Raw genomic sequence first — 26,284 nt, forward strand, 5'->3', positions numbered from 1 at the left:
CCCGGGAAGCTAGGTTGCGCCTATGACGACTGCGTTGATTACGGGATCCACGGCGGGCATCGGCGCCGCCTTCGCCCGGCGGCTGGCCGCCCAGGGGCACAATCTGGTGCTGGTGGCGCGCGACACGAAGCGGCTCGGCGAGCAGGCCACCGAGCTGCACGACCGGCACGGCATCGAGGCCGAGGTGCTGGCCGCCGACCTCTCCACGGAGGAGGGCATCGCGGCGGTCGAGGACCGCCTCGACGACCGCACCCACCCGGTGGACCTGCTGGTCAACAACGCGGGCTTCGGCAACAAGGGCCGCTACCTCGAAGTCTCCATGGCCGACGAGTTGACCATGCTGAAGGTGCACGTCGAGGCGGTCCTGCGGCTGACCTCGGCGGCCACGGAATCGATGCGCTCGCGCGGCCGGGGCGGCGTGATCAACGTGGCCTCGGTGGCCGCCTTCGTACCGCGCGGCACGTACGGGGCGAGCAAGGCCTGGGTCGTGCAGTTCACCCAGGGTGCGGCGCGGGACCTGGCGGGCTCCGGGGTGCGGCTGATGGCCCTGTGCCCCGGCTTCGTCCGGACGGAGTTCCACCAGCGGGCCGGCATGGGCACGGACAACATCCCCGGCTGGATGTGGCTGGACGCCGACAAGCTGGTGACCGCGGCCCTGGCCGACCTGGCCCGCGGGAAGACGGTGTCGATCCCGGACCCGCGGTACAAGGCGCTGATGGGCGTGGTGAAGCTGACGCCGCGCGGACTGCTGGGCGGGGTGTCCTCGCGCACGGGCCGCAAGTACGGCCCCCAGTAGCCCTGGAGGGCGCCCCGCGGGGCCCCTTCACGAGCGGCCAACCGGGGGAAATCTCCCTAAACTGGACCTGTCCCATCCAGCGCGGGAGGCGACGCGATGACATTCGTACAAGTGATCGATTATGAGACCAGGCGGTTCGACGAGATGAACGCGCTCATCGACCGCTGGGCGGAGCAGAGCAGCGGCCGGCGCACCGCCACGCACACGATGATCGGCCAGGACCGCGAGGCCCGGAACCACTACGTGGACATGGTGGAGTTCGCCTCGTACGAGGAGGCCATGAAGAACTCCCACCTCCCCGAGACGGACCGGATGTTCCAGGAAATGGTGGCCCTCTGCGAAGGCATGCCGAAGTTCATGAACCTCGACGTGGTCCGCGACGAACACCTCAACAAGCAGCTCGCCAACCGGGTGTTCGAAGAAGCGGCCATGGCCGGGAACATGAGCGTCCTCGACGAGTGCTTCGCGACGAACTACATCGACCACGACGCCAGCAGGGCGGAGTCCACCGTCATCGGACGCGAGGCCATGAAGTCGGACATGGAGACGTGGCGCGCGGGCTTCGACATGACCTTCGAGCCGACGGCCCAGCTGGCCGAGGGCGACATGGTCACGACGGTCTGGAAGTGGCGCGGTACCCACAAGGGCTCGTTCATGGGGGTCGCACCGACCGGGAAGACGTACGAGATGTCCGGGAGCACCACGTTCCGGTGCCTAGAAGGAGAGATCATCGAGGGCTGGTGGCACTACAACCCCGGAGCCCTGCAACAGCAGATGGGCGGAACGGGTTCGCCGTACGGAACCTGAGGCCCCATCACGGGGAAGGCAACGGGAAGGCCCCGCTCCGCGACTGCGGAACGGGGCCTTCCCGGCGTGGTGCGCGCGATCAGTGGCTGTGGCCGTGACCGTGGCCGTGACCGGCGTCGCCCTCGTCCTCCGCCGGCTTCTCGACGACCAGGGTCTCGGTCGTGAGCAGCAGGGAGGCGATGGAGGCGGCGTTCTCCAGCGCGGAACGGGTGACCTTCACCGGGTCGATGACGCCGGCCTTGACCAGGTCGCCGTACTCGCCGGTGGCGGCGTTGAAGCCCTGGCCCTTGTCGAGCTCGGCGACCTTCGAGGTGATGACGTAACCCTCGAGACCGGCGTTCTCGGCGATCCAGCGCAGCGGCTCGACGGCGGCGCGGCGCACGACCGCGACACCGGTGGCCTCGTCGCCCGACAGGCCGAGGTTGCCCTCGAGGACCTTCACGGCGTGGACGAGCGCGGAGCCACCGCCGGAGACGATGCCCTCCTCGACCGCGGCGCGGGTCGCCGAGATGGCGTCCTCGAGACGGTGCTTCTTCTCCTTGAGCTCCACCTCGGTGGCGGCGCCGACCTTGATGACGCAGACGCCGCCGGCGAGCTTCGCCAGGCGCTCCTGCAGCTTCTCGCGGTCCCAGTCCGAGTCGGTCGACTCGATCTCGGCCTTGATCTGGTTGACGCGGCCGAGGACCTCGTCGGAGCTGCCGCCACCGTCGACGATGGTGGTGTCGTCCTTGGAGATGGTCACGCGGCGGGCGGAGCCCAGTACGTCAAGACCGGCCTGGTCGAGCTTGAGGCCGACCTCCTCGGCGATGACGGTGGCACCGGTGAGGGTGGCCATGTCCTGGAGCATCGCCTTGCGACGGTCACCGAAGCCGGGGGCCTTGACGGCCACCGCGTTGAAGGTGCCGCGGATCTTGTTGACGACGAGGGTGGAGAGCGCCTCGCCCTCGACGTCCTCGGCGATGATCAGCAGCGGCTTGGAGGCGCCGGCCTGGATGACCTTCTCCAGCAGCGGCAGCAGGTCCTGGATCGAGGAGATCTTGCCCTGGTTGATCAGGATGTACGGGTCGTCGAGGACGGCCTCCATACGCTCCTGGTCGGAGACCATGTACGGCGAGAGGTAGCCCTTGTCGAAGGCCATGCCCTCGGTGAACTCCAGCTCCAGGCCGAAGGTGTTGGACTCCTCGACGGTGATGACACCGTCCTTGCCGACCTTGTCCATCGCCTCGGCGATGAGCTCGCCGACCTGCTGGTCCTGCGCGGAGAGCGCGGCCACGGCGGCGATGTCGGACTTGTCCTCGATCGGGCGGGCGGTCGCGAGGAGCTCCTCGGACACGGCCTTGACCGCGGCGTCGATGCCCTTCTTCAGGGCGGCCGGGGAAGCACCCGCGGCGACGTTGCGCAGACCCTCGCGGACCAGCGCCTGGGCCAGCACGGTGGCGGTGGTGGTGCCGTCACCCGCGATGTCGTTGGTCTTGGTCGCCACCTCCTTCACGAGCTGCGCGCCCAGGTTCTCGTACGGGTCGTCCAGCTCGACCTCGCGGGCGATGGTGACACCGTCGTTGGTGATGGTGGGGGCGCCGAACTTCTTGTCGATGACGACGTTGCGGCCCTTGGGGCCGATCGTCACCTTGACCGTGTCGGCAAGCTTGTTGACGCCGCGCTCGAGGGCGCGACGGGCGTCCTCGTCGAACTTCAGGATCTTCGCCATGGGAGCGGTTCAGCCCTCTCGAAAACTAGGTTTAACGAACCGCGCCCCTCGCCGCCCGGCAATCAGCGGGGTGACCAGGGGCGCAGCTCAAGCAAACTTCTTGAAGCGAATTACTTCTCGACGATCGCGAGCACGTCGCGAGCCGAGAGGACGAGGTACTCCTCGCCGCTGTACTTCACTTCGGTGCCGCCGTACTTGCTGTACAGCACGATGTCGCCGACGGTGACGTCCAGCGGGAGACGCTGGCCGTCCTCGAAGCGACCCGGGCCCACCGCGAGGACGACGCCCTCCTGGGGCTTCTCCTTCGCGGTGTCCGGGATGACCAGGCCGGAGGCCGTGGTCTGCTCGGCGTCGAGCGGCTGGACCACAATGCGGTCCTCAAGCGGCTTGATGGCAACCTTGGAGCTGGCGGTCGTCACGATCCGACCTCCCCCTTCGGAGATCCGGGGTTAACTGTCTGAGGTGGCGACCAGGTCGATCCGTCGTCGCGGGTGCCGGACCTGCCTGTCGCTGTGTTGGCACTCACCGGGGGTGAGTGCCAGGTGCGAGACTATTCCGGCGATTAGCACTCGGTCAAGCGGAGTGCCAATTCTCGACGCCGGGTGTTGCGGGGCTCCTGCGGGGGGCTCGGCGGATTTGCGGCTCGGTGGCACGTTTCCCTCGTGTCGAGGTGGTTCGCCTCAAACGCCGGCGGGGCTTCAAAGGGTGGGGCGGTGCCCCGCAGGAGGGTCTCCTCGGCTCGCGCCAGGCGGCCGCGGTTCTGCCGTTCGGCCTGGGTTGCGCGCTCGTCCTGCGGGGACCCTCCTCCGTGTCCCCACCCCACGGCACGGCTCCGACAGCCCAACCTTGTCCCCCACCTGCCCATGAACCTGCACCCCCAACGGGTGACTGACCCCGTTCCCGATGGGCCTGCACCGCCAACGGGTGAGCAGCCCCCTTCCCCATGGGCCTGCACCGCCCGGGGGGAGCGGTGTGTTTCCCGGTGGGCCTGCGGCGCCAACAGGTCAGTGAGGGGCTTCCCTGTGGGTTTGTGCGGCTGAGGGGAGGGGGGACGTGGTGGGGTGTCCCCGCAGGACGAGGCGCTACCACCGAGCACAACCGAGACGTGCCCGCACGCGCCGAGCCGAGGAGACACCCCACCACGGCCCCCCGGACCGACCCACACCAACAACCCGCCACCCCCAACCCCGCCCACCCGCCGAGGCGCGGGCCCGCCCATTCAGCCTCGCCGGCGATTGAGGCGCGGGCCCGGGCAGCGCCCGGCAGACGGCAGCAACACGACCAAGCAGCCCGCAGGGCAACGGCGCGGGCCCGGGCAGAGCCCGGCGAGGATCCGGACCCCGCGCACCGCCGACCAGGCCTCACGGCAAACGCGTCGATATGTGACGCTTGAGCCGTGCGCATCCTCGTGGTCGAAGACGAAGAAGGCCTCGCCGAATCCCTGCGGCGCGGCCTCTCCGCCGACGGCCACCGCGTCGACGTCGCCCACGACGGCCACCGCGGGCTCGACCTCGCCCTCGCCGGTGGCCCGTACGACGTCGTCCTGCTCGACCTGATGCTCCCGGGTCCCAGCGGCCACGCGATCTGCACCCGCATGCGCGCCCACGGCGACACCACCCCGGTCCTGATGCTCACCGCCCGCGACGGCGAGTACGACGAGGCCGAGGGTCTGGACTCCGGCGCCGACGACTACCTCACCAAGCCGTTCTCCTCCGTGGTCCTGGCCGCCCGGATCCGGGCGGTGGCACGCCGCGCCGGCACGCCGGACCGCGGCACCCTGCAGGCCGGCGACCTCGTCCTGGACCCGCAGGGCCGCCGCTGCCGCCGCGGTGACCGGGACATCGAACTGACCGCCCGCGAACTGGGCGTCCTCGCTTGTCTGATGGAGCAGCCCGGCCGGGCCGTCGCCAAGCAGGACATCCTGGACGAGGTCTGGGACACCCCGCACGGCATCGACCCGAACATCGTGGAGGTGTACGTCTCCTCGCTGCGCAAGAAGATCGACGCACCCTTCGGCCGCCACTCGATCCGCACCGTCCACGGAACCGGCTACCGGATGGCCCCCGACGGTGGTTAGGCCCCGGCGGGCGGATCCCGTGCGCCGTGAAGCCGCCCGCCGCAGGCGACCCGGCATCCGGGCGCGCACCGCCGCGGCCGCCGCACTCGCGATGGCCGCCGTCCTCGCCGGCGGCGGGCTGTGGTTGCACGCCCTGCTCCGGGCCAACCTCCTCGAGAACACCACCGGCCGCGCCGAGCTCGCCGCCCGCAAGGTCGCCGCCCAGCTCGACAACCGGACCCTGCCGACCGGCGGACGGCTGGCCGCGCCCGAGAGCGGAGTGGACCTGGTCCTCGTACGGGACGCGGCCGGGCGGACGGTCGCGTCCACCGGCGATCCGAAGCACGCCCCCGACCTCGGCGGCGCCCCACTGCCCGGCCCCGGTGACGACTCCCGGTCGGCCGTGCTCCCGCCGGCGCACTCCGGCGGGGAACGGCGTGCGGTGGTCGTCGTCGAGGCGCCGGGGGCGCACACGGTGTACGCGATGACCGTGCTCGGCGACGTGGACGACGCGCCCCGGGCCGTCGCGGTCGGGCTGCTCGCGGGGGCGCCCCCGCTGACCGGCTTCGCCGCCGCCCTCGCCTGGTGGGTGACCGGCCGCGCGCTGCGCCCGGTGAGCGCGATCCGCTCCGAACTGGCGGCGGTCACGGCGAGCGAGCTGGACCGGCGAGTTCCGGACCCGGGCGGGGTGGACGAGATCGCGCAGCTGGCCCGGAGCGTCAACGAAACCCTGGACCGGCTGGAGCGTTCCGACGCCCGGCAGCGGCAGTTCACCGCGGACGCCTCCCACGAGCTGCGCAACCCGCTGGCCGCCGTCCGGTCCCGGCTCGAGGTGGCCCTCGCCATGGACCGCCCCGACCGGGAGTCGGTCGCGGCCGCGCTGGCCGATACCGAGCGGCTCCAGGCCGTCGCGGCGGACCTGCTACTGCTGGCCCGCCTCGACGGCGGACCGGCGTCGGCGCCGCGGAGCGAGCCGGTGGACCTGGCCCTGCTGGCCGCGGAGGACGCGGCGCGGCGGGGTGGCTCGCGGATCGCGCTACGGCTGGACGCGCGGGCGCCCGTACCGGCCTCCGGGGACCCGGCGCGGCTGGAACGGGCCCTGGCCAACCTCGTGGACAACGCCCTGCGGTACGCCAGCGCCGAGGTGGTCGTACGGGCGGCGGCGCACGACGGATGGACGGTGCTGGAGGTCACGGACGACGGCCCCGGCATCCCGGAGGCGGACCGGGACCGGGTCTTCGAACGCTTCGTACGGCTGGACGCGGACCGCGGCCGGGCCAGCGGCGGAACCGGGCTGGGCCTGGCCATCGCCCGGGAGATCGCGCGGGCGCACGGGGGCGACGTACGCGCGCTGCCGGCGCCCGCCGGGGGCGCTCGGCTGGTGCTGCGCATCCCGTAGGCCGGCGCCTCAGGATTCCTTCAGCGGACCTGCGTCAGCATCGGCAGGCATGAGCGCGCACCGGAGGAAGCCGACGACCCGATCCCGCCGCCGCCACCCGGCCCGCCGCCGGCGGCGGCTGGGCCGCACGCTGCTGGTCACCGGTTGCGCGCTGGTGGGCCTGACGGGCGGCGGAGCCTGGTACCTGTACCGCGACCTCGCCGCCGGCATCGGCAGCTCCAAGGCCCTCGAAGGCGCGGAGAAGTCCACGTCCGGCGACAGCAACATCCTGCTCATGGGCCTGGACAGCCGCCGGGACCAGAACGGCGAGAAACTGCCGGAGGAGGTCCTCGACAAGCTGCACGCCGGCAGTTCGGACATCGGCGGCTACAACGCGAACACCCTGATCCTGCTGCACGTACCCGGGGACGGCGGCCGGGCGAAGGCCTTCTCGGTGCCGCGCGACGACTTCGTCGACATACCCGGCCACGGCAAGGACAAGATCAAGAAGGCGTACGGGCTGGCGAAGGAGAAGAAGCAGGAGCAGCTCGCCGCGCGGGGGGTCAAGGACGTCCGGCAGCTAGAGCGGGAGGGCCGGGAGGCGGGGCGCGCGGCACAGATCGAGACGGTGCGGAACTTCCTGGGGGTCCCCATCGATCACTTCGCCGAGCTGAATCTGGCCGGTTTCTACCACCTCGCGGACGCGCTGGGCGGGGTACCGGTGTGCCTGAACAAGGCGGTGAAGGACACGTACTCGGGCGCCGACTTCCCGGCGGGCCCACAGACGCTCGACGGCCGGCAGTCGCTCGCCTTCGTGCGGCAGCGGCACGGCTTGGACAGGGGTGACCTGGACCGGACCAAGCGCCAGCAGGCCTTTCTCGCGGGCGCGACGAAGAAGCTGAACTCGGCCGGGACCTTCACCGACCCGGCGAATCTGATCAAACTGATCGACGCCGCCAAACAGGACGTGGTCACGGACGAAGGCTGGGATCTCCTCGCGTTCGTGAAGCAGGCGAAGAACCTGTCCGGCGGGAAGGCGCAATTCACGACACTTCCCATCGAAGGTTTCGGGAGGAACCATGGGGAGGACATCAACGTCGTAGATGATATGAAGATAAAGCGCCTCATTGCCGAACAGATCGGACCCGAAGCTTCCGCTGACGCCGGTGCATCGGGCGCCACGTCCTCGCCCCCGTCCCCGTCGCCGTTCTCGCCTTCGTCCTCGTCCTCACCTTCGTCCTCGCCCGATGCGGCGCCCCCGCCGCCCTCGCCGTCCGCCCCCAAGGAGGGTGGCGGCATCCCGTGCGTGGACTGAAACCCCTGACGTCGGCGGTCGCCCGCCGCCGCACCGAGGCGCTGCTCCTGGTCTTCGTCATCGCCATCGCCGTGTTCGGCCACGCCGCCGCGGGCCTCGCCATGAACGGCGAGCTGCCGCCCAAATTCGTCGACTTCACCATCAGCATGACCCTGCTATCGCTGGTGGGGCACCTGGGGATACGCCGGTTCGCGGCCTACGCGGACCCGTTGATCTTCCCGCTCGCCATGCTGCTGACCGGCCTGGGACTCGTACTGATCCACCGGCTCGACCAGGGCTACATCGAGCGGTGGAACTCGGACGCGAACGCCCCGGGCCAGCTGTTGTGGACGGTGGTCGGCGTCGCCGCCTGCATCGCGGTGCTGGCCCTGTTGCGCGACCACCGGCTGCTCCAGCGGTTCATCTACATCACGATGGCCGTCGCGCTGGTACTGCTGATCGCGCCGGCGTTCTTCGGCGCGGACACGTACGGCGCCAAGCGGTGGATCATCCTCTTCGGCTTCTCGGTCCAGCCCGGCGAGTTCGTGAAGATCATGATCGCGATCTTCTTCGCCGGGTACCTGGTCATCCACCGGGACTCGCTGGCCCTGACGGGCCGCAGGTTCCTGGGCATGCGATTGCCCCCGATGCGGCAGCTCGGCCCCATCGCCACGGTGTGGATCCTCTCGATGCTGGTGCTGATCTTCGAGCGCGACCTGGGCACGTCACTGATCTTCTTCGGCGTCTTCGTGGTGATGCTGTACGTCGCCACCGAGCGCACCAGCTGGATCGTGTGCGGCGTGCTCATGGCCTCGGCGGGCGCCTTCGTCGTCGGCTCGACGGAGCCGCACGTCAAGGCGCGCGTGGCGGCCTGGTTGAACCCGCTCTCCGTCTACTGGGACACCCCTCCCCCGGGCATCACCTCGGACCAGTCGGCGCAGGCCCTGTTCAGCTTCGGCACGGGCGGCATCTCGGGGACCGGCCTCGGCATGGGCCACCCCGAGCTGATCAAGTTCGCCGGGCGCAGCGACTTCATCCTCACGACGGTGGGCGAGGAGCTCGGCCTGGCCGGGGTCATGGCCGTACTGATCCTCTACGCGCTCCTCGTGCAGCGGGGGCTGCGGATGGCCCTCGGCGCGCGCGACCCCTTCGGCAAACTGCTCGCGGTGGGCCTGGCGGCGGCGCTGGCCCTGCAGGTCTTCGTGGTCGCGGGCGGCGTGACGGGCCTGATCCCCCTGACGGGCAAGGCCCTGCCCTTCCTCGCCAAGGGCGGCTCGTCCCTCCTGGCCAACTGGGTCATGATCGCCCTGCTCCTGCGCATCAGCGACAGCGCGGAACGCCAACGCGAGGCGGACACCCACGGCCCGGTAGAAACGACGATCACGCCGGTGGTGCGGGTGTAGGGGGCGGGGCTCTTGGCCAGCGTCGGGGACGTGTACGGGGGTTCCCGGCAGGGCACGTCCCGAGACGGGGCCCATGACAGCCACCTGCCGGGTCGGTGGGCGCACCACATCGCTACGCGCTCCTCACCCCTCAGCGTCCGACGGCCGTCTTGGGTCGGGCATAGGCCGCCCACGGCCCCGGCCCGACGCTCGACCCGCGTCCGACGGACGTCTGGGGCTGGGCATGGGCCGCCTCGGATCGCTCAGCGCGTCTCCGTGGACGTGTCCGGCGCCCGTACCGGGCTGATCACGGTCTTCGCGGGGGCCTCATTCGGCGGGCTCGACGTTGGCGGCGGACGTGGTGAATTCGCGCCCGGACGGGCCACGGATGTAGGCCAGTTCCACCCAGTGCTCGGTGTAGGCGTCCGAGACGTTGTCGTTGACCACGGCCATCAGCTCGCCCTCGGCGCCGGAAGCGATGCCGCGGACACGGCGGCGCAGGAGACGGTGAGGCACGTATTCGTACCGCTCACTCATCGGCCGCCCCTTGCAAGGTGCTGAGGAAGCGCTCCCAGCCGACCAGCGCCCGCCCGAGCAGGTCTTCGCTGGGCTCGCATATGACGGCCACCCTCACCGGGAGGGCGTCGCCCGTGTCGACGGTGAAGACATCGCGATGCTGCGACATACAGATCACTCCTCACTCATGAGGCCACCCCACGATCGGCCTCTCTAGAGATGTATTCACTACAGCCGACCCTGCCTCGATCCGTCAATAGTTCTCTAGAGATGCCATGGGAAGGGGGGCCGCCGCTGGTGCGTGCGGTGCCTCACCTCTGGCCCTAGGGTGTCTAGAGAGGAGAAGGAGTGATCGGTTTCATGACCAGCCAGGGCAGCAGCCGTCAGCCGAAATACCGGCGGATCGCCGATGCGCTGAGGACGGCCATTCAGGCGGGCGAGTACGGTCCGGGCGACCGGCTGCCGGGTGAGAACGACCTCATGGCCACCTACGAGGTCGCGCGGATGACCGCGCGCCAGGCCCTCGGCGTACTGCAGAACGAAGGACTCGCGGAGGCCCGGAAGGGCGCCGGCGTCTTCGTCCGGGCGTTCAGGCCCCTGCGGCGGCGCGGTATTCAGCGGCTGGCGCAGGAGCAGTGGGGTGCGGGGCGGTCGATCTGGTCCGATGAGTCCGAGGACCGGGAGCTGGTCGTCGACCAGGTCGAGGTGCGCGAAGGGGAGGCGGACGACCGTGTCTGCGACGCACTCGGCGTTCCGGCGGGGACTCGGGTGTGGGTGCGCAGCCGCCGTTTCGTGCTCGACGGCAAGCCCGCGCTCTTCGCGGTGTCGTACCTGCCGGCCGACGTCGTCGGGGACTCCGCCATCACGCAAGTCGACACCGGTCCCGGCGGGACGTACGCGCGGCTGGCCGAGCTGGGGCACGGGCCCGTTCGTTTCCGGGAGGAGGTGCGGTCCCGGATGCCTTCGGCCGCCGAGGCCGAGCGGCTCTCGCTTTCGACGGGCACGCCCGTGATCCAGATCGTGCGCACCGCGTTCGCCGGGGGCGGGCGGGTCGTCGAGGTCAACGAGATGACGCTCGACTCCGCCGCCTACGTGCTGGAGTACGACTTCGACGCCTAGAAGGGCGGGCAGTCGCTGTAGCCCGACGGCTCGGGCGGCGGGACGTGGGGGCTGGGGGTCCGCAGGAGCGTCACCGCCTCCGCTACGCGGCCCAGCTCCACCAGGAGCGGGCCGAGGGTCCGCCGGTGATCCAGGCGGTCCGTTTCCAGCAGGGTGACGGCCTCCTCCGGGCGTCCGGCGTCGATCAGCAGGTGGGCCAGGTCCTTCTTCGCGTAAGGGCTCGCGCCCTCGGGGTGTGCGAGCGCCAGCGCGTCGTCGAGTCGGCCGGACGCGGCCAGGAGGGGCCCGCGCAGCCGGGACAGCTCCCACTCCTCCCCGCCCGGCCGGGCCTTGAGCGAGGTGGGCGAGGGAGACGGCCTCATCGACGCGACCACCGGCCTCCAGCAGCCGCGCCGCTTCGGCGGTCGCCGTCCACCAGCCGGTGTCGACGTAGGGGGCCAGTACCTCCAGGGCCTCGGACGGCGCGCCCCGGTCGGCCAGCAGGCGTGCCCAGGCGCGGGCGCAGAACCAGTCGCCGTCCTCCGCCAAGGCCTGGCCGCGCACCACGTCGTCGTGCCCGAGGGCGAGGAGCCGGTCGACGAGGTCCGGTGGCAGGCACTCGTCGTGCATGGTGGTCCTGCGGTGGAGTACGGCGGCGTCCGTGGCCGCACCCCATGGCGCCCGTTCGCGCGACCGGGCGGGTCCCTTCCGGTGATTGCCGGGCGCCGCGCGAGCCGGGCGGGACCGGTGCGGGTAGGCCCTCTTCGCAACGACGGACGTCGAGCACCGTTGAGGAGATCAACCATGTACGCAGCTGTCCGGCGCTACGAAGGCGTGACCGACCCGGCCGAGGCCGGACGCATCGTCGACGAGGGGTTCGTGCCGATCATGCGTCAGGTCCCCGGATTCGTGGCGTACTTCTGGGTCGACGCCGGGGGCGGGGTGATGGTGTCCACCAGTGTCTTCCGGGACCGTGCGGGCGCCGACGAGTCGGTCGAGCGGGCAGCGCTGTTCGTCCGCGACAACCTGGCCCGGTTCCTGCCCAACCCGCCCCAGGTCACCGCCGGGAAGGTCGTCGCCTCCGCCTAGGTTCCGAAGGCGGCCCAGGACGGGCTGCAGACGCTGAGGGGTGAGGAGCGCGTAGCGATCGGACGCGCCCACTGGCCCGGGGCCGGGTCGGGATGGGCCCGTCTCTCGGTCGTGGCTCTTCGCGCCCGACAGGGATGGGTGTTGCCGACGGCCCGTCCCTGAAGGAGGAGTCCCGGCCCGTTCTTTTGGGGGTTTCTCGGCAGTCTTCGGTTCTCCGTGGCGGGACGGTCGGTCAAGGGTGGCCGTAGGCCATCGCGAAGCGACGCGACGAAGGAGCGCCCTTGAGGGACCGTCCCGACACGGAGACGATCGGACTGACGGGAAAACCCCATACGCAACTCCGATACCGCCCCGGCGGATCCCGCCCCCGAAACCCCCGTCGCGCCTGCCTGATACCGCCCCGCCGCACCGGGACCCCGCACCGGAACCCCGCCCCGGAGCCGCTCCTACAGGTAGTCCTCCAGGCGGCCGATGCGGAAGCCCTGTTCCTGGATGCGCTGGAGCATGCGCGTCGTCATCTGGGTTTCCGTGGTGCCCTTGAGTTCACCGGGGCCGCGAAAGTGGGCCAGGACGATGTCGCCCGGCTTGAGGGCGGAGCCCTCGGCATACTGGAAGTTGTTGATCTGCATCGAGACCCGCCAGAGCACCAGGGACGAGACTCCGCACTCCGAGGCCGCCCGGAGGGTGTCGTCGTTGTAGTTGCCGAAGGGCGGGCGGAAGAACGGCGGGCGCTGGCCGAAGTGCTTCTCGAGGCGTTCCTGCTGGCCGCATATCTCCTTCTTCTGCGCCGCGAAGGAGAAGGTCCGCAGGTTCGGGTGCGTCAGCGTGTGGTTGTTTATCGTGCTCGCCGAGCCGTTGTCGCGGATCTTCTCGAAGTACCCGTAGTCCGACGAAGCCACGCTGTCCGTGAGGAACATGCTGATCGGCAGCTTGAGGTCGGCCGCCATCTTCAGGAATTCGGGGTCCTTCTCCGCGCCGTCGTCGAAGGTCAGGAAGACGACCTTGTCGTCCGCCGGGACGGGTATTCGGTCTATCACCGGGACCTTGCCCGGGCCCGGCTTCGGAACCTGCGGCTTCTGGGCCGGCTTGGGCGCGTACTGGAGGGGGGCCGTCAGGCCCCACTTCTTGTACGCCTCGTCGGAGGCGCCCCCCGGCGCAGGAGACGGCGAGGCCGTCGACGGCGTGGCGCCACCGGCCTCCGGTGTGGGCTGCGCCGTCTTGCCGGCCAGTCGCTCGGTGGGGGCCGCGCTGTCCCCGCACCCCGTCAGGGACAGCGCGAGCGCGCCGGCCGCCAGTGTTCCGGCTACCAACCGGCGCGCGTGCTTCACAGATAGTCCTCCAGGCGGGCCACGGCGTATCCCTTGTCCGTGACGGTCTTCATGACATGACGGATCATGTCAGGCATCGTGCCCTTCCAGTCCTCCTTGCCCCGGAAGTGCGTGAGGATGATGTCACCGGGGTGCAGGTCGCGGTCCCATTCCCGGTAGTCCATCCGGTTGGTGAACGCCTCCGCGTTCCACAGCGGGACCGCCTTGATGCCGCAGGACTTCGCCGCGCGCAGCGTGTCCTGGTTGTAATTGCCGTACGGCGGCCGGAAGAGGGTCGGCCGCTTGCCGAACTGCTTCTGGATCGTGTCCTGCTGCCCGCAGATCTCCTCGCGCTGCTGCTCGTACGAGAGGCCCGGCATGTAGCGGTGGTTGAGCGTGTGGTTGTTCAGGGTGACGCCGGCGGCCTGCATCTGCTTGAAGTACGGGTAGTTGTCCCGTACGACGTAGTCGCTGAGGAAGGCCGTGTAGGGGATCTTGAGCTCCTGCATCATCTTCAGGAACTCGGGGTCCTTCTCCGAGCCGTCGTCGATCGTCAGGAAGACGACCTTGTCCTCGGTCGGGACCGTGGTGAAGACGTTCGGGTACTCCTCCTGGTCCTCCACCTCGAATCCGTCGCGCGTGTGGATCTCGGGCTTCTGCTTCGGCGCCGGCGGGGCCGCGAGCGGGGTCTTGCGCAGCCCCCACTTCTTCGCCGCGGCGACGCGCGCCTGCTGGGCCGCCTTGGCCTTCTCAGCGGCGCTGAGCGCGCCCGCGGCGCCCGCCTCCGCGGCCTTCGCCTTCGCGGCCTTGTCCGGCCCGGAGTCCCCGGAGCCGCACGCCGTCCCGAGGGCGGCGACGAGCAGGGCTGCCACGGCCACCCCGAACCGGCCGCGCGGACCTGCCGCGTACCGGTGACCTTGTTGCGACTTATTTCCTTTTTGTCGGACTAGCTGCATAGCAGCGCATCCTGGCACCCGACACACGGACTCCCCGGAAGACACCGCGAACGCGGTCGGACCTTCCTTCGACTGGCCCACAGCGTCCACCGCAGGACCCGTTCCCCCACCCCCTCCCCATGCTCGTCCCGTCCCGCCCGGACCGCTCCCGGGCCGGCCCATCGCCGGCCCATCGCCGACAACGGACCCGCGACAATGGACCCGTGACCCCCGAAGACTTCGCCGCCCTGCTCACCCCCGAGGGCCGGACCCTCCTCGACTCGCTCCGCGACTACGACCCCTCCCAGGAGCTGGCCGTCGCCACCCGGTTGCGCCGCGAGCACCCCGCCGCCCTGGTCTCCGCCGCGCTCGGGCAGGCCCGGCTGCGGCAGCGCGCCGTGGCGAAGTTCGGCGCCGAGGACGCCTTCCGGATGTACTTCACGCCCGGCGGTGGTGAGATGGCCACCCGCGCGTCCGTGGCCTCGTACCGGGCCGAGCGGCTCGCCGCCCTCGGCGTACGGAGCCTTGCGGACCTGTGCTGCGGCATCGGCGGCGACGCCCTGGCCCTGGCCCGGCTCGGCATCCGGGTGCTCGCGGTGGACCACGACCCGCTCACGGTCGCCGTCGCGCGGGCCAATGCCGAGGCGCTGGGGCTGGCGGACCTGATCGAGGTCCGGGAGGCGGACGTGACGGAGGTGGACACCGCCGGCTACGACGCCGTCTTCATCGACCCGGCCCGGCGCGGGGGGCGCGGCCGGATCTTCGACCCGGAGTCGTACTCGCCGCCGCTGTCGTGGGCGGTGGAGACGGCCCGTGCGGCGAAGTACGCCGCCATCAAGATCGCCCCCGGGATCCCGCACGAGGCCGTGCCCGCGGAGGCCGAGGCCGAGTGGATCTCCGACCAGGGGGACGTCAAGGAGGCCGTGCTCTGGTTCGGAACCGCACCGGGAACCGTGCGCGCGACCCTGCTCCCCGGACCGCGCGAGCTGCACACCGCCGATCCGCTGCCCGATCCGGAGGCCGGGCCGGTCGGCCGCTGGCTCTACGAACCCGATGGCGCCGTCATCCGCGCCCACCTCGTCGCCGAGGTCGCCGGGCAGCTGGGCGGCCGGCTGATCGACCCGACCATCGCGTACATCACCGCCGACGAGCTGCGCGCGACGCCGTACGCGACGGCGTACGAGATCACCGACGTGCTGCCCTTCGGCCTGAAGAAGCTGAAAGCACTGCTGCGCGAGCGCGGGGTCGGCATCCTGACCGTGAAGAAGCGCGGCTCGGCGATCGAGCCCGAGGAGCTGCGCAGGAAGGTCAAGCCGCAGGGGCCGCACTCCGCGACCGTCTTCCTGACCCGGGTGGCGGGGGCTCCCTCGATGCTCATCGGCGCCCCGGCCGTACCGCCTGCCGTACCGCCTGCCGTACCGCCTGCGGCGACGCCCGGCCGGTGAGATGCGGGTCCGGCCCCACGAGCCGGGGCGGGCAGGTCGGACCGCGACGTGTCAGACCGCGACAGGCCGCGCGGGCCCAGACGTGTCGGGCCGGGCGGACCGTGACAGGTCGGACGGGGCCGGCGGTGCAGGTCGGGCCCTGTCCGGTCCGGCAGTGCGGGGTGGGCCCGGGCCACTCGGCCGGGCCGGGCCGCCGCCGGTCAGGCTCCGTCGACCTCCACCGACTCGAACCGCCAGCGGTGCACCGCCCGCGTGATCAGGTCGGCCGCGGGTTCGGGCAGCTCGGGGAGGTCGGCGGCCACGCCCTCGGCGGCCTCCCACCAGGTGATCACGAGGACCCGGTCCTGCGGGGCCCGGAACACCTCGCGGCGCACCGGCTCCCGGGCGAGGACCTGGGCGCGGGCCCACTCCAGCAGCTCGTTGCCCCGGCCGTCGGCGGCCCGGGCCTCCCACATCAGCGCGACGGTGCTCACGAGTACAGGTTGTCCTTGCTCAGTTCGTGCACGTGGTCGTGATCGTGCGAGTGGGAGTGGGAGTGCGCGTGCCCGTGCGCCTGCCCGGTACCCGGCACGTGCGGGTCCGTCACCGGCAGCGAGGAGTCCGCCGACAGGTCCCAGTCCGATGCCGGCCGGTTCCGCTTGACCATCTCCGCGCCCAGCGCCGCGACCATCGCGCCGTTGTCCGTGCACAGCTTCGGCCTCGGCACGCGCAGCACGATCCCCGCGGCGTCGCACCGCTCCTGCGCCAGCGAGCGCAGTCGGGAGTTGGCCGCGACGCCGCCGCCGATCATCAGGTGGTCGACGCCCTCGTCCTTGCACGCCCGGATCGCCTTGCGCGTCAGCACGTCCACCACGGCCTCCTGGAAGGACGCCGCCACATCGCGCACCGGTACGTCCTCGCCCGCGTTGCGCTTCGCCTCGATCCAGCGGGCGACGGCCGTCTTGAGCCCGGAGAAGGAGAAGTCGTACGCGGCGTCGCGCGGCCCCGTCAGCCCGCGCGGGAAGTTGATCGCCTTCGGGTCGCCCTCGCGTGCGAGCCGGTCGATGACCGGGCCGCCGGGGAAGCCCAGCTGGAGCACGCGCGCGATCTTGTCGAAGGCCTCGCCCGCCGCGTCGTCGATGGTCGCACCGAGCGGCCGTACATCGGAGGTGATGTCCGGGGCCAGCAGGAGCGAGGAGTGCCCGCCGGACACCAGCAGGGCCATCGTCGGCTCCGGCAGCGGTCCGTGCTCCAGCTGGTCCACGCAGATGTGGGAGGCGAGGTGGTTGACCCCGTACAGCGGCTTGCCGAGCGCGTACGCGTAGGCCTTGGCCGCCGAGACGCCCACGAGCAGTGCGCCGGCGAGTCCGGGACCCGCGGTGACGGCGATGCCGTCGAGGTCGCGGGCGCTGACCCCGGCCTCCTTCAGGGCGCGCTCGATGGTGGGGACCATCGCCTCCAGATGGGCCCGCGAGGCGACCTCGGGCACGACGCCGCCGAAGCGGGCGTGCTCGTCGACGCTCGACGCGATGGCGTCCGCGAGCAGGGTGGTGCCGCGGACGACGCCGACGCCGGTCTCGTCGCAGGAGGTCTCGATGCCGAGGACGAGCGGTTCGTCAGCCATTGCTCTCACTGCTCTCAGTTCGTGCTTGTGCGGGGTCGGTCAGTCGCATGACGAGCGCGTCGACGTTGCCGGGCTGGTAGTAGCCGCGCCGGAAGCCGATGGGCTCGAAGCCGAAGCGCTCGTAGAGCTTCTGGGCGCGGGTGTTGTCCACCCGTACCTCCAGCAGCACCTCGGCACATTCGAACGCGGTGGCGGCGCGCAGCAGGTCGGTCAGGAGCCGGGCACCGAGCCCGGTCCCCCACTGGTCGCGCGCGGCCGCGATGGTCTGTACGTCGGCCAGGTCACCGGCGGCGGCCAGTCCGGCGTAGCCGACGAGGCGGCCGTCCGGCGTCTCGGCGACGACGTAGCGGCGCGTGGCCTGCGGGCCGCGGGCGTGGGCGAGTTCGGACCAGAACATCCCGGCGGACCAGGCGTCCTCGGGGAACAGCTCGTGCTCCAGTTCCAGCACGGGCCCGATGTCCCACCAGCGCATCTCGCGCACGGTATGGGGGGTCGCCGGGGTCACTGCGGGGTGACCACCTTGTAGTTCTTGGGCACCTGGGCGTCGGGCCGGCGCAGGTACAGGGGGGTAGGAGGCAGGAACTCCAGGCCCGCCGCCAGTCGTTCCGCGGCCAACGAGGCCAGCGCGGCGGCCGACTGGTGCTCGGGGCCCCGGGCGTCCTGGAAGACCTCGGGGTACAGGAGCGCGCCCTGGCCGACCGCGGTCAGGCCCGCGACCTGCTCGGCGATGTCGGCCGGGCGGTCCACGGCGGGCTCGCCGACGCGCGTGCGGGGGTCCTCGTACCGGGCCCAGTAGACCTCCTTGCGCCGCGCGTCGGTGGCGACGGTGAAGGGGCCCTCGATGCCGGCGGCCCCGGCGGCGTACGCGAGGCCGTCGAGCGTGCACAGGCCGTGCACGGGCACGCCCAGCACGGCGGCGAAGGTGGAGGCGGTGACGAGGCCGACGCGCAGTCCGGTGTAGGGGCCGGGGCCGACACCGACGACGACGCCGGTGACGGCTTCGAGGGTGACCCCGGCCTCGGCGAGGACCTTGTCCACGGAGGGCAGCAGGAGCTCCCCGTGGCGGCGGGCGTCGACCTGGTTCGACTCGGCGACGACGGACTCACCGTCGTGCAGGGCGACGGTGACGGCGGGCGTGGCGGTATCTACGGCGAGCAAGAGCACGCGAACAGCCTACGACTCCGGCGGCCGCACCCCTCGCGGCCGGTCTCGGAGCAGGGCGGCTGCTACCTTTCGACGGGGTACCTGACGTGGTATCGGTCGGCGCGGAGAGGTGGAGCAAGGTGGCACTCAGCAGCTCGGGAATCGTGGCCGGGCTCACCGCCGCGGCAGTGGCCGTCGTCGGCTTCCTCGGCTACCAGGCTTCCGCCACGGCGCCCGCGCATCCCCCGAAGGCCGCCGTGCAGGAACCGGCCCCCGCCGCGAGCCCGGCCGCCAAGCAGGACCCGGCGAAGCCGGCCGCCGTGCCCGAGGGTTCCGGTGACGGGGTGCGCGTCGTGTACTCGGTGGGCCAGAAGCGGGTGTGGCTGGTGGGCGACCCCGCGCAGCCGCCGAAGTCGTTCGCGGTGATGCCGAGCACGGTGCACCCGAAGCCGGGCAGCTACGCGGTCGGGTCGCGCTCGGGTTCGGTCACCGGCTCGGACGGCGTGCCGATCGAGCACGTCGTGCGGTTCGCCACCGCGGAGGGCGTGGCGGTCGGTTTCAGCGCCCGTACGGACGGCGCGCTGCCGGAGCCCGACCCGAACAAGAAGACCGGCGGCATCCGGATGAGCCGTGCGGACGGCGACGCGATGTGGGCCTTCGCGACGATCGCGTCGAAGGTCGTCGTCGTTCCCTGACGGATCCGACGGATCCGACGGATCCCCCGCGCTTCACCCGACCGGGTGACGCCCCTCAGGCCGCTTCGGATTCCGGAGCGGCCTCTTCGCGTGCGGTGTCGACCGGCCCGGCCGGGGCGGTGGCGTACTCCCGCGCGGGCGGTGTGGAGACGGCGGTGGCGGCCACGCCGGCGGCGAGGAGCGTCCACATGGAGACGGTGGACGGGCGGGGTTCGCGATGTGCTCCTGCTGGTGCCGACATGGCTGCCTCCTGGACCCGGGACACCGTACTTAGGCATACCTAAGAAACTCTCGGTACCATGTCACCACGAGGGCGGCCGACAGCGCAATATCTTGCCGACGAGTTGTCGGTACGTTTACTCCGAGAGGGCGCCGGCCAGGGCGTCCAGCCCGGCCCCCGCGCTCCAGCGCGACCCGACCCCGCGCACGTGGACCTCCCGTACGTCGTCCAGGACCTCCTCGTGGCCGACCGCCCGCGCGATCACCACGTGCAGCCGGTCGTCGGAGAGCTCCTCCACCTTGCCGTCGCCCCACTCCACGACGACCACGGACTCGGGCAGCGAGACGTCGAGGTCCAGGTCCTCCATCTCGTCCAGCCCGCCGCCCAGGCGGTACGCGTCCACGTGCACCAGCGCCGGTCCGCCGGTCAGTGAAGGGTGCACCCGGGCGATCACGAAGGTCGGCGAGGTCACGGCCCCGCGCACGCCCAGGCCCTCGCCGAGGCCCCGGGTGAGCGTGGTCTTGCCCGCACCCAGCTCGCCGGTCAGCAGGACGAGGTCGCCGGGGCGCAGCAGGGCGGCGATCCTGCGGCCCAATTCCTGCATCGCGTCCGGGGAGTCGATGGTGATCCGGATCTCCGCGCCGGCCGCGGCCTCAGGTGCCGGCGCCTGGCTGCGCTGTGCTTCCAGCGGTACTTCTTCCATGCCCGCCAACGTTAGTCGCTGCGGGGAGGGTCGCCGCCCCGGTGCGCGCCAGCAGCTCGGTGAGCAGCCGCGTCACGGTCTCCGGGCGCTCCAGCATCATCAGGTGCCCGGTGGACTCCAGGACCACGAGGTCGGCGCCGGGGAGCGTCTCCTTGATGGCGACGCTGTGCGCGGGCGGGGTGATCATGTCCTTGTCCCCGGCTATGACGGTGACCGGCAGGTCCGCGAACAGCTGGAGCGCGGAGGTCTTGTCGTGGGTCTGGAAGGCCGGATAGAACTCGGCGACCACGTCGATGGGCGTGGCCTCGATCAGCCGCTCCGCGAACCGCGCGACGCCCGGATCCACGTCCCGGGAGCCGAACGAGTACATCTTGATCATTCCGGCGAAGAGGTCCGCGGTGGCCCGCCGGCCCTTCTCCACCAGTTCCACCTGCGAGCCGAGCGCCTTGAGCACGCCCGGCAGGAGCCGGCGCACGGCCCCCATGCCGGCGGCCGGCAGCCCGTACGTCACCTCGTCGAGGCGACCGCTGGAGGTGCCGACCAGGGCCACGCCGACGACGCGGTCGCGGACGATCTCGGGGTACTGCTCGGCGAATCCCATGATGGTCATTCCGCCCATCGAGTGACCCACCAGGATCAGCGGCCCCTCGGGGGCGGTCGCGTCGATGACGGCCTTCAGGTCCCGGCCGAGCTGGTCGATGGTCACCGCCTCGCCGTCCGCCTGGGCGAGGCCGCGGGCGCTGCGGCCGTGGCTGCGCTGGTCCCAGTAGACCGCCCGGACCACGCCGCGCAGGGCGGCGCGCTGGAAGTGCCAGGAGTCCTGGCCGAGGCAGTAGCCGTGGCAGAAGACGACGGTGGCCGGGGGTTCGGCCTTGCGCCGCAGCCGCCGCCGCTTGCCGTCGTCGGGGAGCTCGTCGACCTCGTAGTAGAGCTCGGTGGCGTCCTCGGCCCGGCAGATTCCCTCGGCGCCGCGCAGGGACCCGTAGTCCCCGGCCGCGTCGAGTGCCAGGCGTGCCTTCCTCCGCATACCGCGCCCCACGGTGATCCGTTCGACCGCGACACCGGCCGCCGCGCCCGCGGCTATCACGCCGATGGCGGCGCCGGCCCAGCCGGCCTTGCGCCAGTTCTCGCTCACGCCGCCGCCCTCACTCCGTTCAGCCGCCCAGGTACACCCGGGGCACACGTGCACCGATACGGGTGACGATCTCATACGCGATCGTGTGCGCTGCCCGTGCCCAGTCCTCGGCGGTCGGTTCACCGCGTTCCGCGTCCCCGAAGATGACGGCCTCGTCACCGGCGCGGGCGTGGTCTCCCTCCAAGTCGACCACGAACTGGTCCATCGCGACGCGCCCGGCGACGTGGCGGATCTTGCCGCCGATGAGCACCGGGCCGAGGCCCGAGGCCTGCCGCGGGATGCCGTCGGCGTACCCGGCGGGGACCAGCGCGAGGGTCGTCTCGGCGTCGGTGACGTAGTGGTGGCCGTAGCTCACCCCGTGCCCGGCGGGGACCGTCTTGACCAGCGCCAGGGAGGCCTTGAGGGTCATCGCGGGCCGCAGGCCCAGCTGGGCCGGGGTGCCGAGCTCGGGGGCGGGCGAGACCCCGTAGACGGCCAGTCCGCAGCGCACCAGGTCGAAGTGGGACTCGGGCAGGGTCAAGGTGGCCGGCGAGTTGGCGATGTGCCGGACCTCGGGCTCGACGCCCGCCTTCTCGGCGTAGGCGAGCATGTCGCGGAAGGCGGCCAGCTGGAGCTGGATGGAGGGGTGCCCGGGCTCGTCGGCGCAGGCGAAGTGCGACCAGACGCCGGTGACCTTGACGGTCCCCTCGGCCTGGGCGGCGACGGCCGCGGCGACCAGCGCCTCCCAGTCGGCGGGCTGGCAGCCGTTGCGGCCGAGGCCGGTGTCGGCCTTGAGCTGGATGCGTGCCGTGCGGCCCGCCGCACGGGCGGCCCCGCACACCTCGTCGAGGGCCCACATTCCGCTGACGGAGACGTCGAGATCGGCCTCGACGGCCTCCCGCCAGGGCCCGCCCGGCGTCCAGAGCCAGCACATGAGGCGCCCCTGGATCCCGGCGGCGCGGAGCGCGAGGGCCTCGTCGGGCGTGGCGGCCCCGAGCCAGGTGGCACCGGCCTCCTGGGCGGCCCTGGCGCACTCCAGGGCCCCGTGCCCGTAGGCGTTCGCCTTGACCACGGCCATGAGCTGGGAGCGGGGCGCCCGCTCGCGCAGTGCGCGCACGTTCTCCCGTACGGCGTCAAGATCGATCTCGGCGTACACGCGCGTCGCTGTCTCGTTCATCGCCCCCAGTCTCTCAGAACCCCCGCCGGGCCTTGCGGGGGCTGGCCCAACCGGGCACCGGGCTTCCGCTACGACGGGGTCGCGGGGGGGGTGGTGCGGGGTGCGGGCCGCCGCTGCGCGGAGCTCCGGCGCGGCCGGGAGCCTCCGGCCCCGCCGGTCAGGAGTGGCGGGTGTCCCGCCAGGCGTCCGGGAGGGCCTCGGCCACCTGGTGGGCCAGGAGCGGGCCCCCGACGCGGCGGGCCGCCAGGCCGTGCAGGTACGCGCCCACCGCCCCCGCGTCCGCCCCGGACAGCCCGCCCGCCAGCAGGGAGCCGGCCAGCCCGGACAGCACGTCCCCGCTGCCGGCGGTGGCCAGCCACGGGGTGCCGGTCGGATTCACCCGAACGGCTCCGCCGCCCGAGGCGACCAGCGTCGTCGAACCCTTCAGCAGCACCGCCGCTCCGTACCGCTGCGCCAACGCCCGTACCGCGTCCAGCCGGCCCGCCTCCACCGCTTGGCGCTCCACCCCCAGCAGCGCCGCCGCCTCCCCAGCGTGCGGGGTCAGCAGGGTGGGGGCGCTGCGGGCGCGCAGGGCCGCCGCGTCCAGGCCGCGCAGCCCGTCCGCGTCGACCAGCACCGCCGTGTCCCCCGCCAGCAGTTCCGCGACCTCCCCGACGCGGCCCTCGCCCAGCCCCGGGCCGACCACCCACGCCTGTACCCGGCCGGGCCCGATCAGCGTCTCGGGGTAGCGGGCGAGCACCGCCTCCGCCGCCGGCCCCACGTACCGCACCGCGCCCGCGCCGCCCCGCAGCGCCCCCGCCACGGCCAGCACCGCCGCGCCCGGGTACTGCACGGACCCGGCGACGATCCCGACCACGCCCCGCCGGTACTTGTCGCTCGTCGCCGTCGGCTCCGGCAGCAGCCCCGCCACGTCCGCGTGCTGCAGGGCCTCCACCTCCGGTGACGGCAGTTCCAGCCCGATGTCGACGAGGTGCACCGCGCCCGCCCGCGAGGCCCCGGGGTCGATCAGCAGCCCGGGCTTGTACGCCCCGAAGGTCACCGTCACATCGGCGCTCACGGCCGGACCCGCCACCTCTCCGGTGTCCGCGTCCACCCCGCTCGGCAGGTCCACCGCGACCACCGGGACCCCCGGCGGGATCCGCTCCACCAGCGCCGCGGCCGCCGGCCGCAGCCCGCCCCGCCCGCCGATCCCGAGCAGCCCGTCCAGTACGAGGTCCGCCCGCTGCGGGACGGCTCGGGCGAGGTGTCCCCCGGCGGCCCGCAGCGCGGCCAGCCCGCCCGGGTGCATCCGCTCGGGGTCCATCGGCACGGCCGTCACGGCGGCCCCGCGCCGGGCCAGGCGGGCGCCCGCGTACAGCGCGTCGCCGCCGTTGTCCCCGGGGCCGACGAGCAGGACGGCCCGGGCCCCGTACACCCCGCCGCGGGTCCGCCCGAGCAGCCCGGCGCACGCGGCGGCCAGCCCGGCCGCCGCCCGCTGCATCAGGGCGCCTTCGGGGAGCCGGGCCATCAGCTCCCGCTCGGCGGCCCGTACGGTCTCCACGCTGTAAGCAGTTCGCACGGACTGCCCCCTAACCCTCTGCGATCACCACGGCGGAGGCGACCCCGGCGTCGTGGCTGAGCGAGATGTGCCAGGACTTCACGCCCAGCGCCAGCGCCCGCGCCTCGACCGTCCCGGACACCCGCAGCCGCGGCTGCCCGCTGTCCTCGACGTACACCTCGGCGTCGGTCCACAGCATGCCGGCGGGCGCGCCGAGCGCCTTGGCGAGGGCCTCCTTGGCGGCGAACCGGGCGGCGAGCGAGGCGGTCCCGCGCCGCTCGCCGCTCGGCAGCGTCAACTCGGCGTCGACGAACAGCCGCCCGGCCAGGTTGGGCGTGCGCTCCAGCGCCGCGCCGAACCGCTCGATCTCCGCCACGTCGATCCCGACGCCGATAATCACAACGACAACTCCACTGGCCGACTACTACTCCACGGTCACCGACTTGGCGAGGTTACGCGGCTGGTCCACCTCGTTGCCGCGCGCCGTCGCCAGTTCGCACGCGAACACCTGCAGCGGCACCGTCGCGACCAGCGGCTGGAGCAGCGTCGGCGTCGCGGGGATCCGGATCAGGTGGTCGGCGTACGGGACGACCGCCTCGTCGCCCTCCTCCGCGATCACGATGGTCCGCGCCCCGCGCGCCCGGATCTCCTGGATGTTCGACACGATCTTGTCGTGGAGCACCGACCGGCCGCGCGGCGACGGGACGACCACCACCACCGGCAGGTCCTTCTCGATCAGCGCGATCGGCCCGTGCTTGAGCTCGCCCGCCGCGAAGCCCTCGGCGTGCATGTACGCCAACTCCTTGAGCTTGAGCGCGCCCTCCAGCGCCACCGGGTACCCGACGTGCCGTCCCAGGAAGAGCACGGTGTTCTTGTCGGCGAGCGAGCGCGCGAGCCTCCGTACCGGCTCCATGGTCTCCAGGACGGTGTCCACCGCCGCGGCGATGTCCGACAGCTCCCGGATCACGGCCTCGATCTCGTCGCCCCACTTCGTGCCCCGGACCTGTCCGAGGTAGAGCGCGACCAGGTAGCAGGCCACCAGCTGCGTCAGGAAGGCCTTGGTCGAGGCGACGGCCACCTCGGGACCGGCGTGCGTGTAGAGCACCGCATCCGATTCGCGCGGGATCGTCGACCCGTTCGTATTGCAGATCGCCAGGACCTTGGCCCCCTGCTCGCGCGCGTGCCGCAGCGCCATCAGGGTGTCCATGGTCTCGCCGGACTGCGAGATCGCGACCACCAGCGTCCGCTGGTCCAGGATCGGGTCGCGGTAGCGGAACTCGCTCGCCAGCTCCGTCTCGCACGGGATGCGGGTCCAGTGCTCGATGGCAAGCTTCGCGATCATGCCCGCGTGGTACGCCGTACCGCACGCCACGATCACGACCTTGTCGACCTCCCTGAGCACCGAAACGGGGATGCGAACCTCGTCCAGGCTCAGCGAGCCGCTCGCGTCGATCCTGCCCAGGAGGGTGTCGGCGACGGCCTTCGGCTGCTCGGCGATCTCCTTGAGCATGAAGTAGTCGTAACCCCCCTTCTCGGCCGCCGAGGCGTCCCAGTCCACGTGGTACGCCCGCACGGTCGCGACCGAACCGTCGAAGTTGGTCACCGAGACGCCCTCGCGGCGGAGCTCGACGACCTGGTCCTGCCCCAACTCGATCGCGGACCGCGTGTGGGCGATGAACGCGGCCACATCCGAGGCGAGGAAGTTCTCGCCCTCTCCAACGCCCACCACCAGGGGGGAGTTCCGGCGCGCGCCGACCACCACGTCCGGCTCGTCGGCGTGCACGGCGACCAGGGTGAAGGCGCCCTCCAGGCGCCGGCACACCTGCCGCATGGCTTCCGCGAGATCGCCGGTGGCCGAGAACTGCTCCGCCAGCAGGTGCGCCACGACCTCGGTGTCCGTCTCGGACTCCAGCCGGTGTCCGCGCTCGGCCAGCTCGGCCCGGAGCGCGGCGAAGTTCTCGATGATGCCGTTGTGCACGACGGCCACGCGCCCCGAGTTGTCGAGGTGCGGGTGGGCGTTGGCGTCGGTGGGCCCGCCGTGGGTCGCCCACCGGGTGTGCCCGAGCCCCGTGGAACCGGTCGGCAGCGGGTGCCCGACCAGCTCCTTCTCCAGATTGACGAGCTTCCCGGCCTTCTTGACGGCCGCCAGGCTGCCGTCCGCGAGGACCGCGACCCCGGCCGAGTCGTAGCCGCGGTACTCCAGCCGCTTGAGTCCGGCGATGACCACATCGAGCGCCGACTGCGCTCCCACGTAACCCACAATTCCGCACATACGCCGCAG

At 72.0% G+C, this 26,284-nt stretch carries 28 protein-coding genes; 10 read left to right on the forward strand and 18 right to left on the reverse strand.

The window, feature by feature from the left end; translation table 11 throughout:
- The first annotated feature begins 22 nt into the window (after positions 1-22).
- Both OG207_RS17915 and OG207_RS17920 read left to right on the forward strand, forming a co-directional pair.
- Entirely contained in the window at positions 23-796 is a 774-nt protein-coding gene (locus OG207_RS17915; protein ID WP_329099533.1) for an SDR family NAD(P)-dependent oxidoreductase, read from the forward strand.
- Positions 797-907: 111 nt separating this feature from the next.
- Positions 908-1,603: an ester cyclase gene (locus OG207_RS17920; protein WP_329099534.1), complete on the forward strand. Its 696-nt coding sequence runs from the start codon at positions 908-910 to the stop codon at positions 1,601-1,603.
- Between the two features lie 79 nt (positions 1,604-1,682).
- On the opposite strand, the gene groL is transcribed toward OG207_RS17920, so the two are convergent.
- The gene (groL, locus tag OG207_RS17925) at positions 1,683-3,311 is read right to left on the reverse strand and encodes a chaperonin GroEL (RefSeq protein WP_329099535.1); all 1,629 of its coding nucleotides are present in this window, start codon (positions 3,309-3,311) and stop codon (positions 1,683-1,685) included.
- Between the two features lie 110 nt (positions 3,312-3,421).
- A complete protein-coding gene (gene groES, locus OG207_RS17930; protein ID WP_030011064.1) occupies positions 3,422-3,730 on the reverse strand; it encodes a co-chaperone GroES in 309 nt (102 codons plus the stop codon).
- Positions 3,731-4,707: 977 nt separating this feature from the next.
- On the opposite strand from groES, the gene OG207_RS17935 reads away from it, so the two are divergent.
- From OG207_RS17935 to OG207_RS17950, 4 genes are read left to right on the forward strand one after another with little or no spacing between them, the layout of a single operon-like run.
- Positions 4,708-5,388, forward strand: coding sequence for a response regulator transcription factor (locus OG207_RS17935; protein WP_329099536.1), 681 nt, complete (start codon positions 4,708-4,710; stop codon positions 5,386-5,388).
- A 19-nt stretch (positions 5,389-5,407) separates the two neighbouring features.
- Complete coding sequence (locus OG207_RS17940; RefSeq protein WP_329099537.1) at positions 5,408-6,766, forward strand: sensor histidine kinase; 1,359 nt, start codon at positions 5,408-5,410, stop codon at positions 6,764-6,766.
- Positions 6,767-6,815: 49 nt separating this feature from the next.
- Positions 6,816-8,060, forward strand: coding sequence for an LCP family protein (locus tag OG207_RS17945; RefSeq protein ID WP_329099538.1), 1,245 nt, complete (start codon positions 6,816-6,818; stop codon positions 8,058-8,060).
- Entirely contained in the window at positions 8,048-9,442 is a 1,395-nt protein-coding gene (locus OG207_RS17950) for an FtsW/RodA/SpoVE family cell cycle protein (protein ID WP_329099539.1), read from the forward strand. Before OG207_RS17945 ends, OG207_RS17950 begins: the two co-directional genes overlap by 13 nt.
- 306 nt (positions 9,443-9,748) lie before the next feature.
- Here the strand turns inward: OG207_RS17950 and OG207_RS17955 are convergent, their stop codons facing one another.
- Entirely contained in the window at positions 9,749-9,958 is a 210-nt protein-coding gene (locus tag OG207_RS17955; RefSeq protein WP_329099540.1) for a hypothetical protein, read from the reverse strand.
- Positions 9,951-10,106: a hypothetical protein gene (locus tag OG207_RS17960; RefSeq protein WP_329099541.1), complete on the reverse strand. Its 156-nt coding sequence runs from the start codon at positions 10,104-10,106 to the stop codon at positions 9,951-9,953. Before OG207_RS17960 ends, OG207_RS17955 begins: the two co-directional genes overlap by 8 nt.
- A 191-nt stretch (positions 10,107-10,297) precedes the next feature.
- On the opposite strand from OG207_RS17960, the gene OG207_RS17965 reads away from it, so the two are divergent.
- Positions 10,298-11,056 (forward strand): GntR family transcriptional regulator, encoded by a 759-nt coding sequence (locus tag OG207_RS17965; protein WP_329099542.1) that lies wholly within the window; start codon positions 10,298-10,300, stop codon positions 11,054-11,056.
- Here OG207_RS17965 and OG207_RS17970 read toward each other — a convergent pair.
- Positions 11,053-11,418 (reverse strand): hypothetical protein, encoded by a 366-nt coding sequence (locus OG207_RS17970; RefSeq protein ID WP_329099543.1) that lies wholly within the window; start codon positions 11,416-11,418, stop codon positions 11,053-11,055. The genes OG207_RS17965 and OG207_RS17970 overlap by 4 nt on opposite strands.
- Before the next feature lie 421 nt (positions 11,419-11,839).
- Between OG207_RS17970 and OG207_RS17975 the strand changes: the two genes are divergently transcribed.
- Positions 11,840-12,124, forward strand: a complete 285-nt coding sequence (locus OG207_RS17975) for a hypothetical protein (RefSeq protein ID WP_266603972.1) — start codon at positions 11,840-11,842, stop codon at positions 12,122-12,124.
- A 446-nt stretch (positions 12,125-12,570) separates the two neighbouring features.
- Here OG207_RS17975 and OG207_RS17980 read toward each other — a convergent pair whose 3' ends face one another.
- Entirely contained in the window at positions 12,571-13,452 is an 882-nt protein-coding gene (locus tag OG207_RS17980; protein WP_329099544.1) for a polysaccharide deacetylase family protein, read from the reverse strand.
- Positions 13,449-14,309: a polysaccharide deacetylase family protein gene (locus OG207_RS17985; protein WP_329099545.1), complete on the reverse strand. Its 861-nt coding sequence runs from the start codon at positions 14,307-14,309 to the stop codon at positions 13,449-13,451. The genes OG207_RS17980 and OG207_RS17985 overlap by 4 nt, the downstream gene beginning before the upstream one ends.
- Positions 14,310-14,590: 281 nt before the next feature.
- On the opposite strand from OG207_RS17985, the gene OG207_RS17990 reads away from it, so the two are divergent.
- On the forward strand, positions 14,591-15,811 hold the full coding sequence (locus tag OG207_RS17990) for a class I SAM-dependent methyltransferase (protein ID WP_329099546.1): 1,221 nt from the start codon (positions 14,591-14,593) through the stop codon (positions 15,809-15,811).
- Positions 15,812-16,011: 200 nt separating this feature from the next.
- Here OG207_RS17990 and OG207_RS17995 read toward each other — a convergent pair whose 3' ends face one another.
- Genes OG207_RS17995 through tsaB form a run of 4 tightly spaced genes read right to left on the reverse strand, consistent with a single transcriptional unit; the run spans position 16,012 to position 18,578 of the window.
- Positions 16,012-16,284: a hypothetical protein gene (locus OG207_RS17995; RefSeq protein WP_328789154.1), complete on the reverse strand. Its 273-nt coding sequence runs from the start codon at positions 16,282-16,284 to the stop codon at positions 16,012-16,014.
- The gene (gene tsaD / locus OG207_RS18000) at positions 16,281-17,414 is read right to left on the reverse strand and encodes a tRNA (adenosine(37)-N6)-threonylcarbamoyltransferase complex transferase subunit TsaD (protein ID WP_329099547.1); all 1,134 of its coding nucleotides are present in this window, start codon (positions 17,412-17,414) and stop codon (positions 16,281-16,283) included. Before tsaD ends, OG207_RS17995 begins: the two co-directional genes overlap by 4 nt.
- Positions 17,407-17,886, reverse strand: a complete 480-nt coding sequence (gene rimI / locus OG207_RS18005) for a ribosomal protein S18-alanine N-acetyltransferase (protein ID WP_329107717.1) — start codon at positions 17,884-17,886, stop codon at positions 17,407-17,409. The genes tsaD and rimI overlap by 8 nt, the downstream gene beginning before the upstream one ends.
- A 29-nt stretch (positions 17,887-17,915) precedes the next feature.
- Positions 17,916-18,578 carry a tRNA (adenosine(37)-N6)-threonylcarbamoyltransferase complex dimerization subunit type 1 TsaB gene (gene tsaB / locus OG207_RS18010; RefSeq protein ID WP_329099548.1) on the reverse strand — a complete coding sequence of 221 codons (663 nt, stop codon included), beginning with the start codon at positions 18,576-18,578 and terminating at the stop codon, positions 17,916-17,918.
- A gap of 119 nt (positions 18,579-18,697) precedes the next feature.
- Between tsaB and OG207_RS18015 the strand changes: the two genes are divergently transcribed.
- Positions 18,698-19,252, forward strand: a complete 555-nt coding sequence (locus OG207_RS18015) for a hypothetical protein (protein WP_329099549.1) — start codon at positions 18,698-18,700, stop codon at positions 19,250-19,252.
- Between the two features lie 55 nt (positions 19,253-19,307).
- On the opposite strand, the gene OG207_RS18020 is transcribed toward OG207_RS18015, so the two are convergent.
- The 7 genes from OG207_RS18020 to glmS all read right to left on the reverse strand — a co-directional run bounded on the left by OG207_RS18020 (position 19,308) and on the right by glmS (position 26,275).
- Positions 19,308-19,493 carry a hypothetical protein gene (locus tag OG207_RS18020; protein ID WP_329099550.1) on the reverse strand — a complete coding sequence of 62 codons (186 nt, stop codon included), beginning with the start codon at positions 19,491-19,493 and terminating at the stop codon, positions 19,308-19,310.
- A gap of 115 nt (positions 19,494-19,608) precedes the next feature.
- Positions 19,609-20,175 (reverse strand): tRNA (adenosine(37)-N6)-threonylcarbamoyltransferase complex ATPase subunit type 1 TsaE, encoded by a 567-nt coding sequence (tsaE, locus tag OG207_RS18025; RefSeq protein ID WP_329099552.1) that lies wholly within the window; start codon positions 20,173-20,175, stop codon positions 19,609-19,611.
- Positions 20,126-21,385, reverse strand: coding sequence for an alpha/beta fold hydrolase (locus OG207_RS18030; protein ID WP_402695695.1), 1,260 nt, complete (start codon positions 21,383-21,385; stop codon positions 20,126-20,128). Before OG207_RS18030 ends, tsaE begins: the two co-directional genes overlap by 50 nt.
- Positions 21,330-22,466: an alanine racemase gene (gene alr / locus OG207_RS18035; protein ID WP_329099554.1), complete on the reverse strand. Its 1,137-nt coding sequence runs from the start codon at positions 22,464-22,466 to the stop codon at positions 21,330-21,332. The genes OG207_RS18030 and alr overlap by 56 nt, the downstream gene beginning before the upstream one ends.
- Positions 22,467-22,623: 157 nt before the next feature.
- Positions 22,624-24,024 (reverse strand): NAD(P)H-hydrate dehydratase, encoded by a 1,401-nt coding sequence (locus OG207_RS18040; protein WP_329099555.1) that lies wholly within the window; start codon positions 24,022-24,024, stop codon positions 22,624-22,626.
- Between the two features lie 10 nt (positions 24,025-24,034).
- Positions 24,035-24,403 carry a holo-ACP synthase gene (locus OG207_RS18045; RefSeq protein WP_329099556.1) on the reverse strand — a complete coding sequence of 123 codons (369 nt, stop codon included), beginning with the start codon at positions 24,401-24,403 and terminating at the stop codon, positions 24,035-24,037.
- Between the two features lie 24 nt (positions 24,404-24,427).
- A complete protein-coding gene (glmS, locus tag OG207_RS18050) occupies positions 24,428-26,275 on the reverse strand; it encodes a glutamine--fructose-6-phosphate transaminase (isomerizing) (protein WP_329099557.1) in 1,848 nt (615 codons plus the stop codon).
- Positions 26,276-26,284 lie beyond the last annotated feature (9 nt).

Source organism: Streptomyces sp. NBC_01439 (assembly GCF_036227605.1).
Taxonomy (GTDB): domain Bacteria; phylum Actinomycetota; class Actinomycetes; order Streptomycetales; family Streptomycetaceae; genus Streptomyces.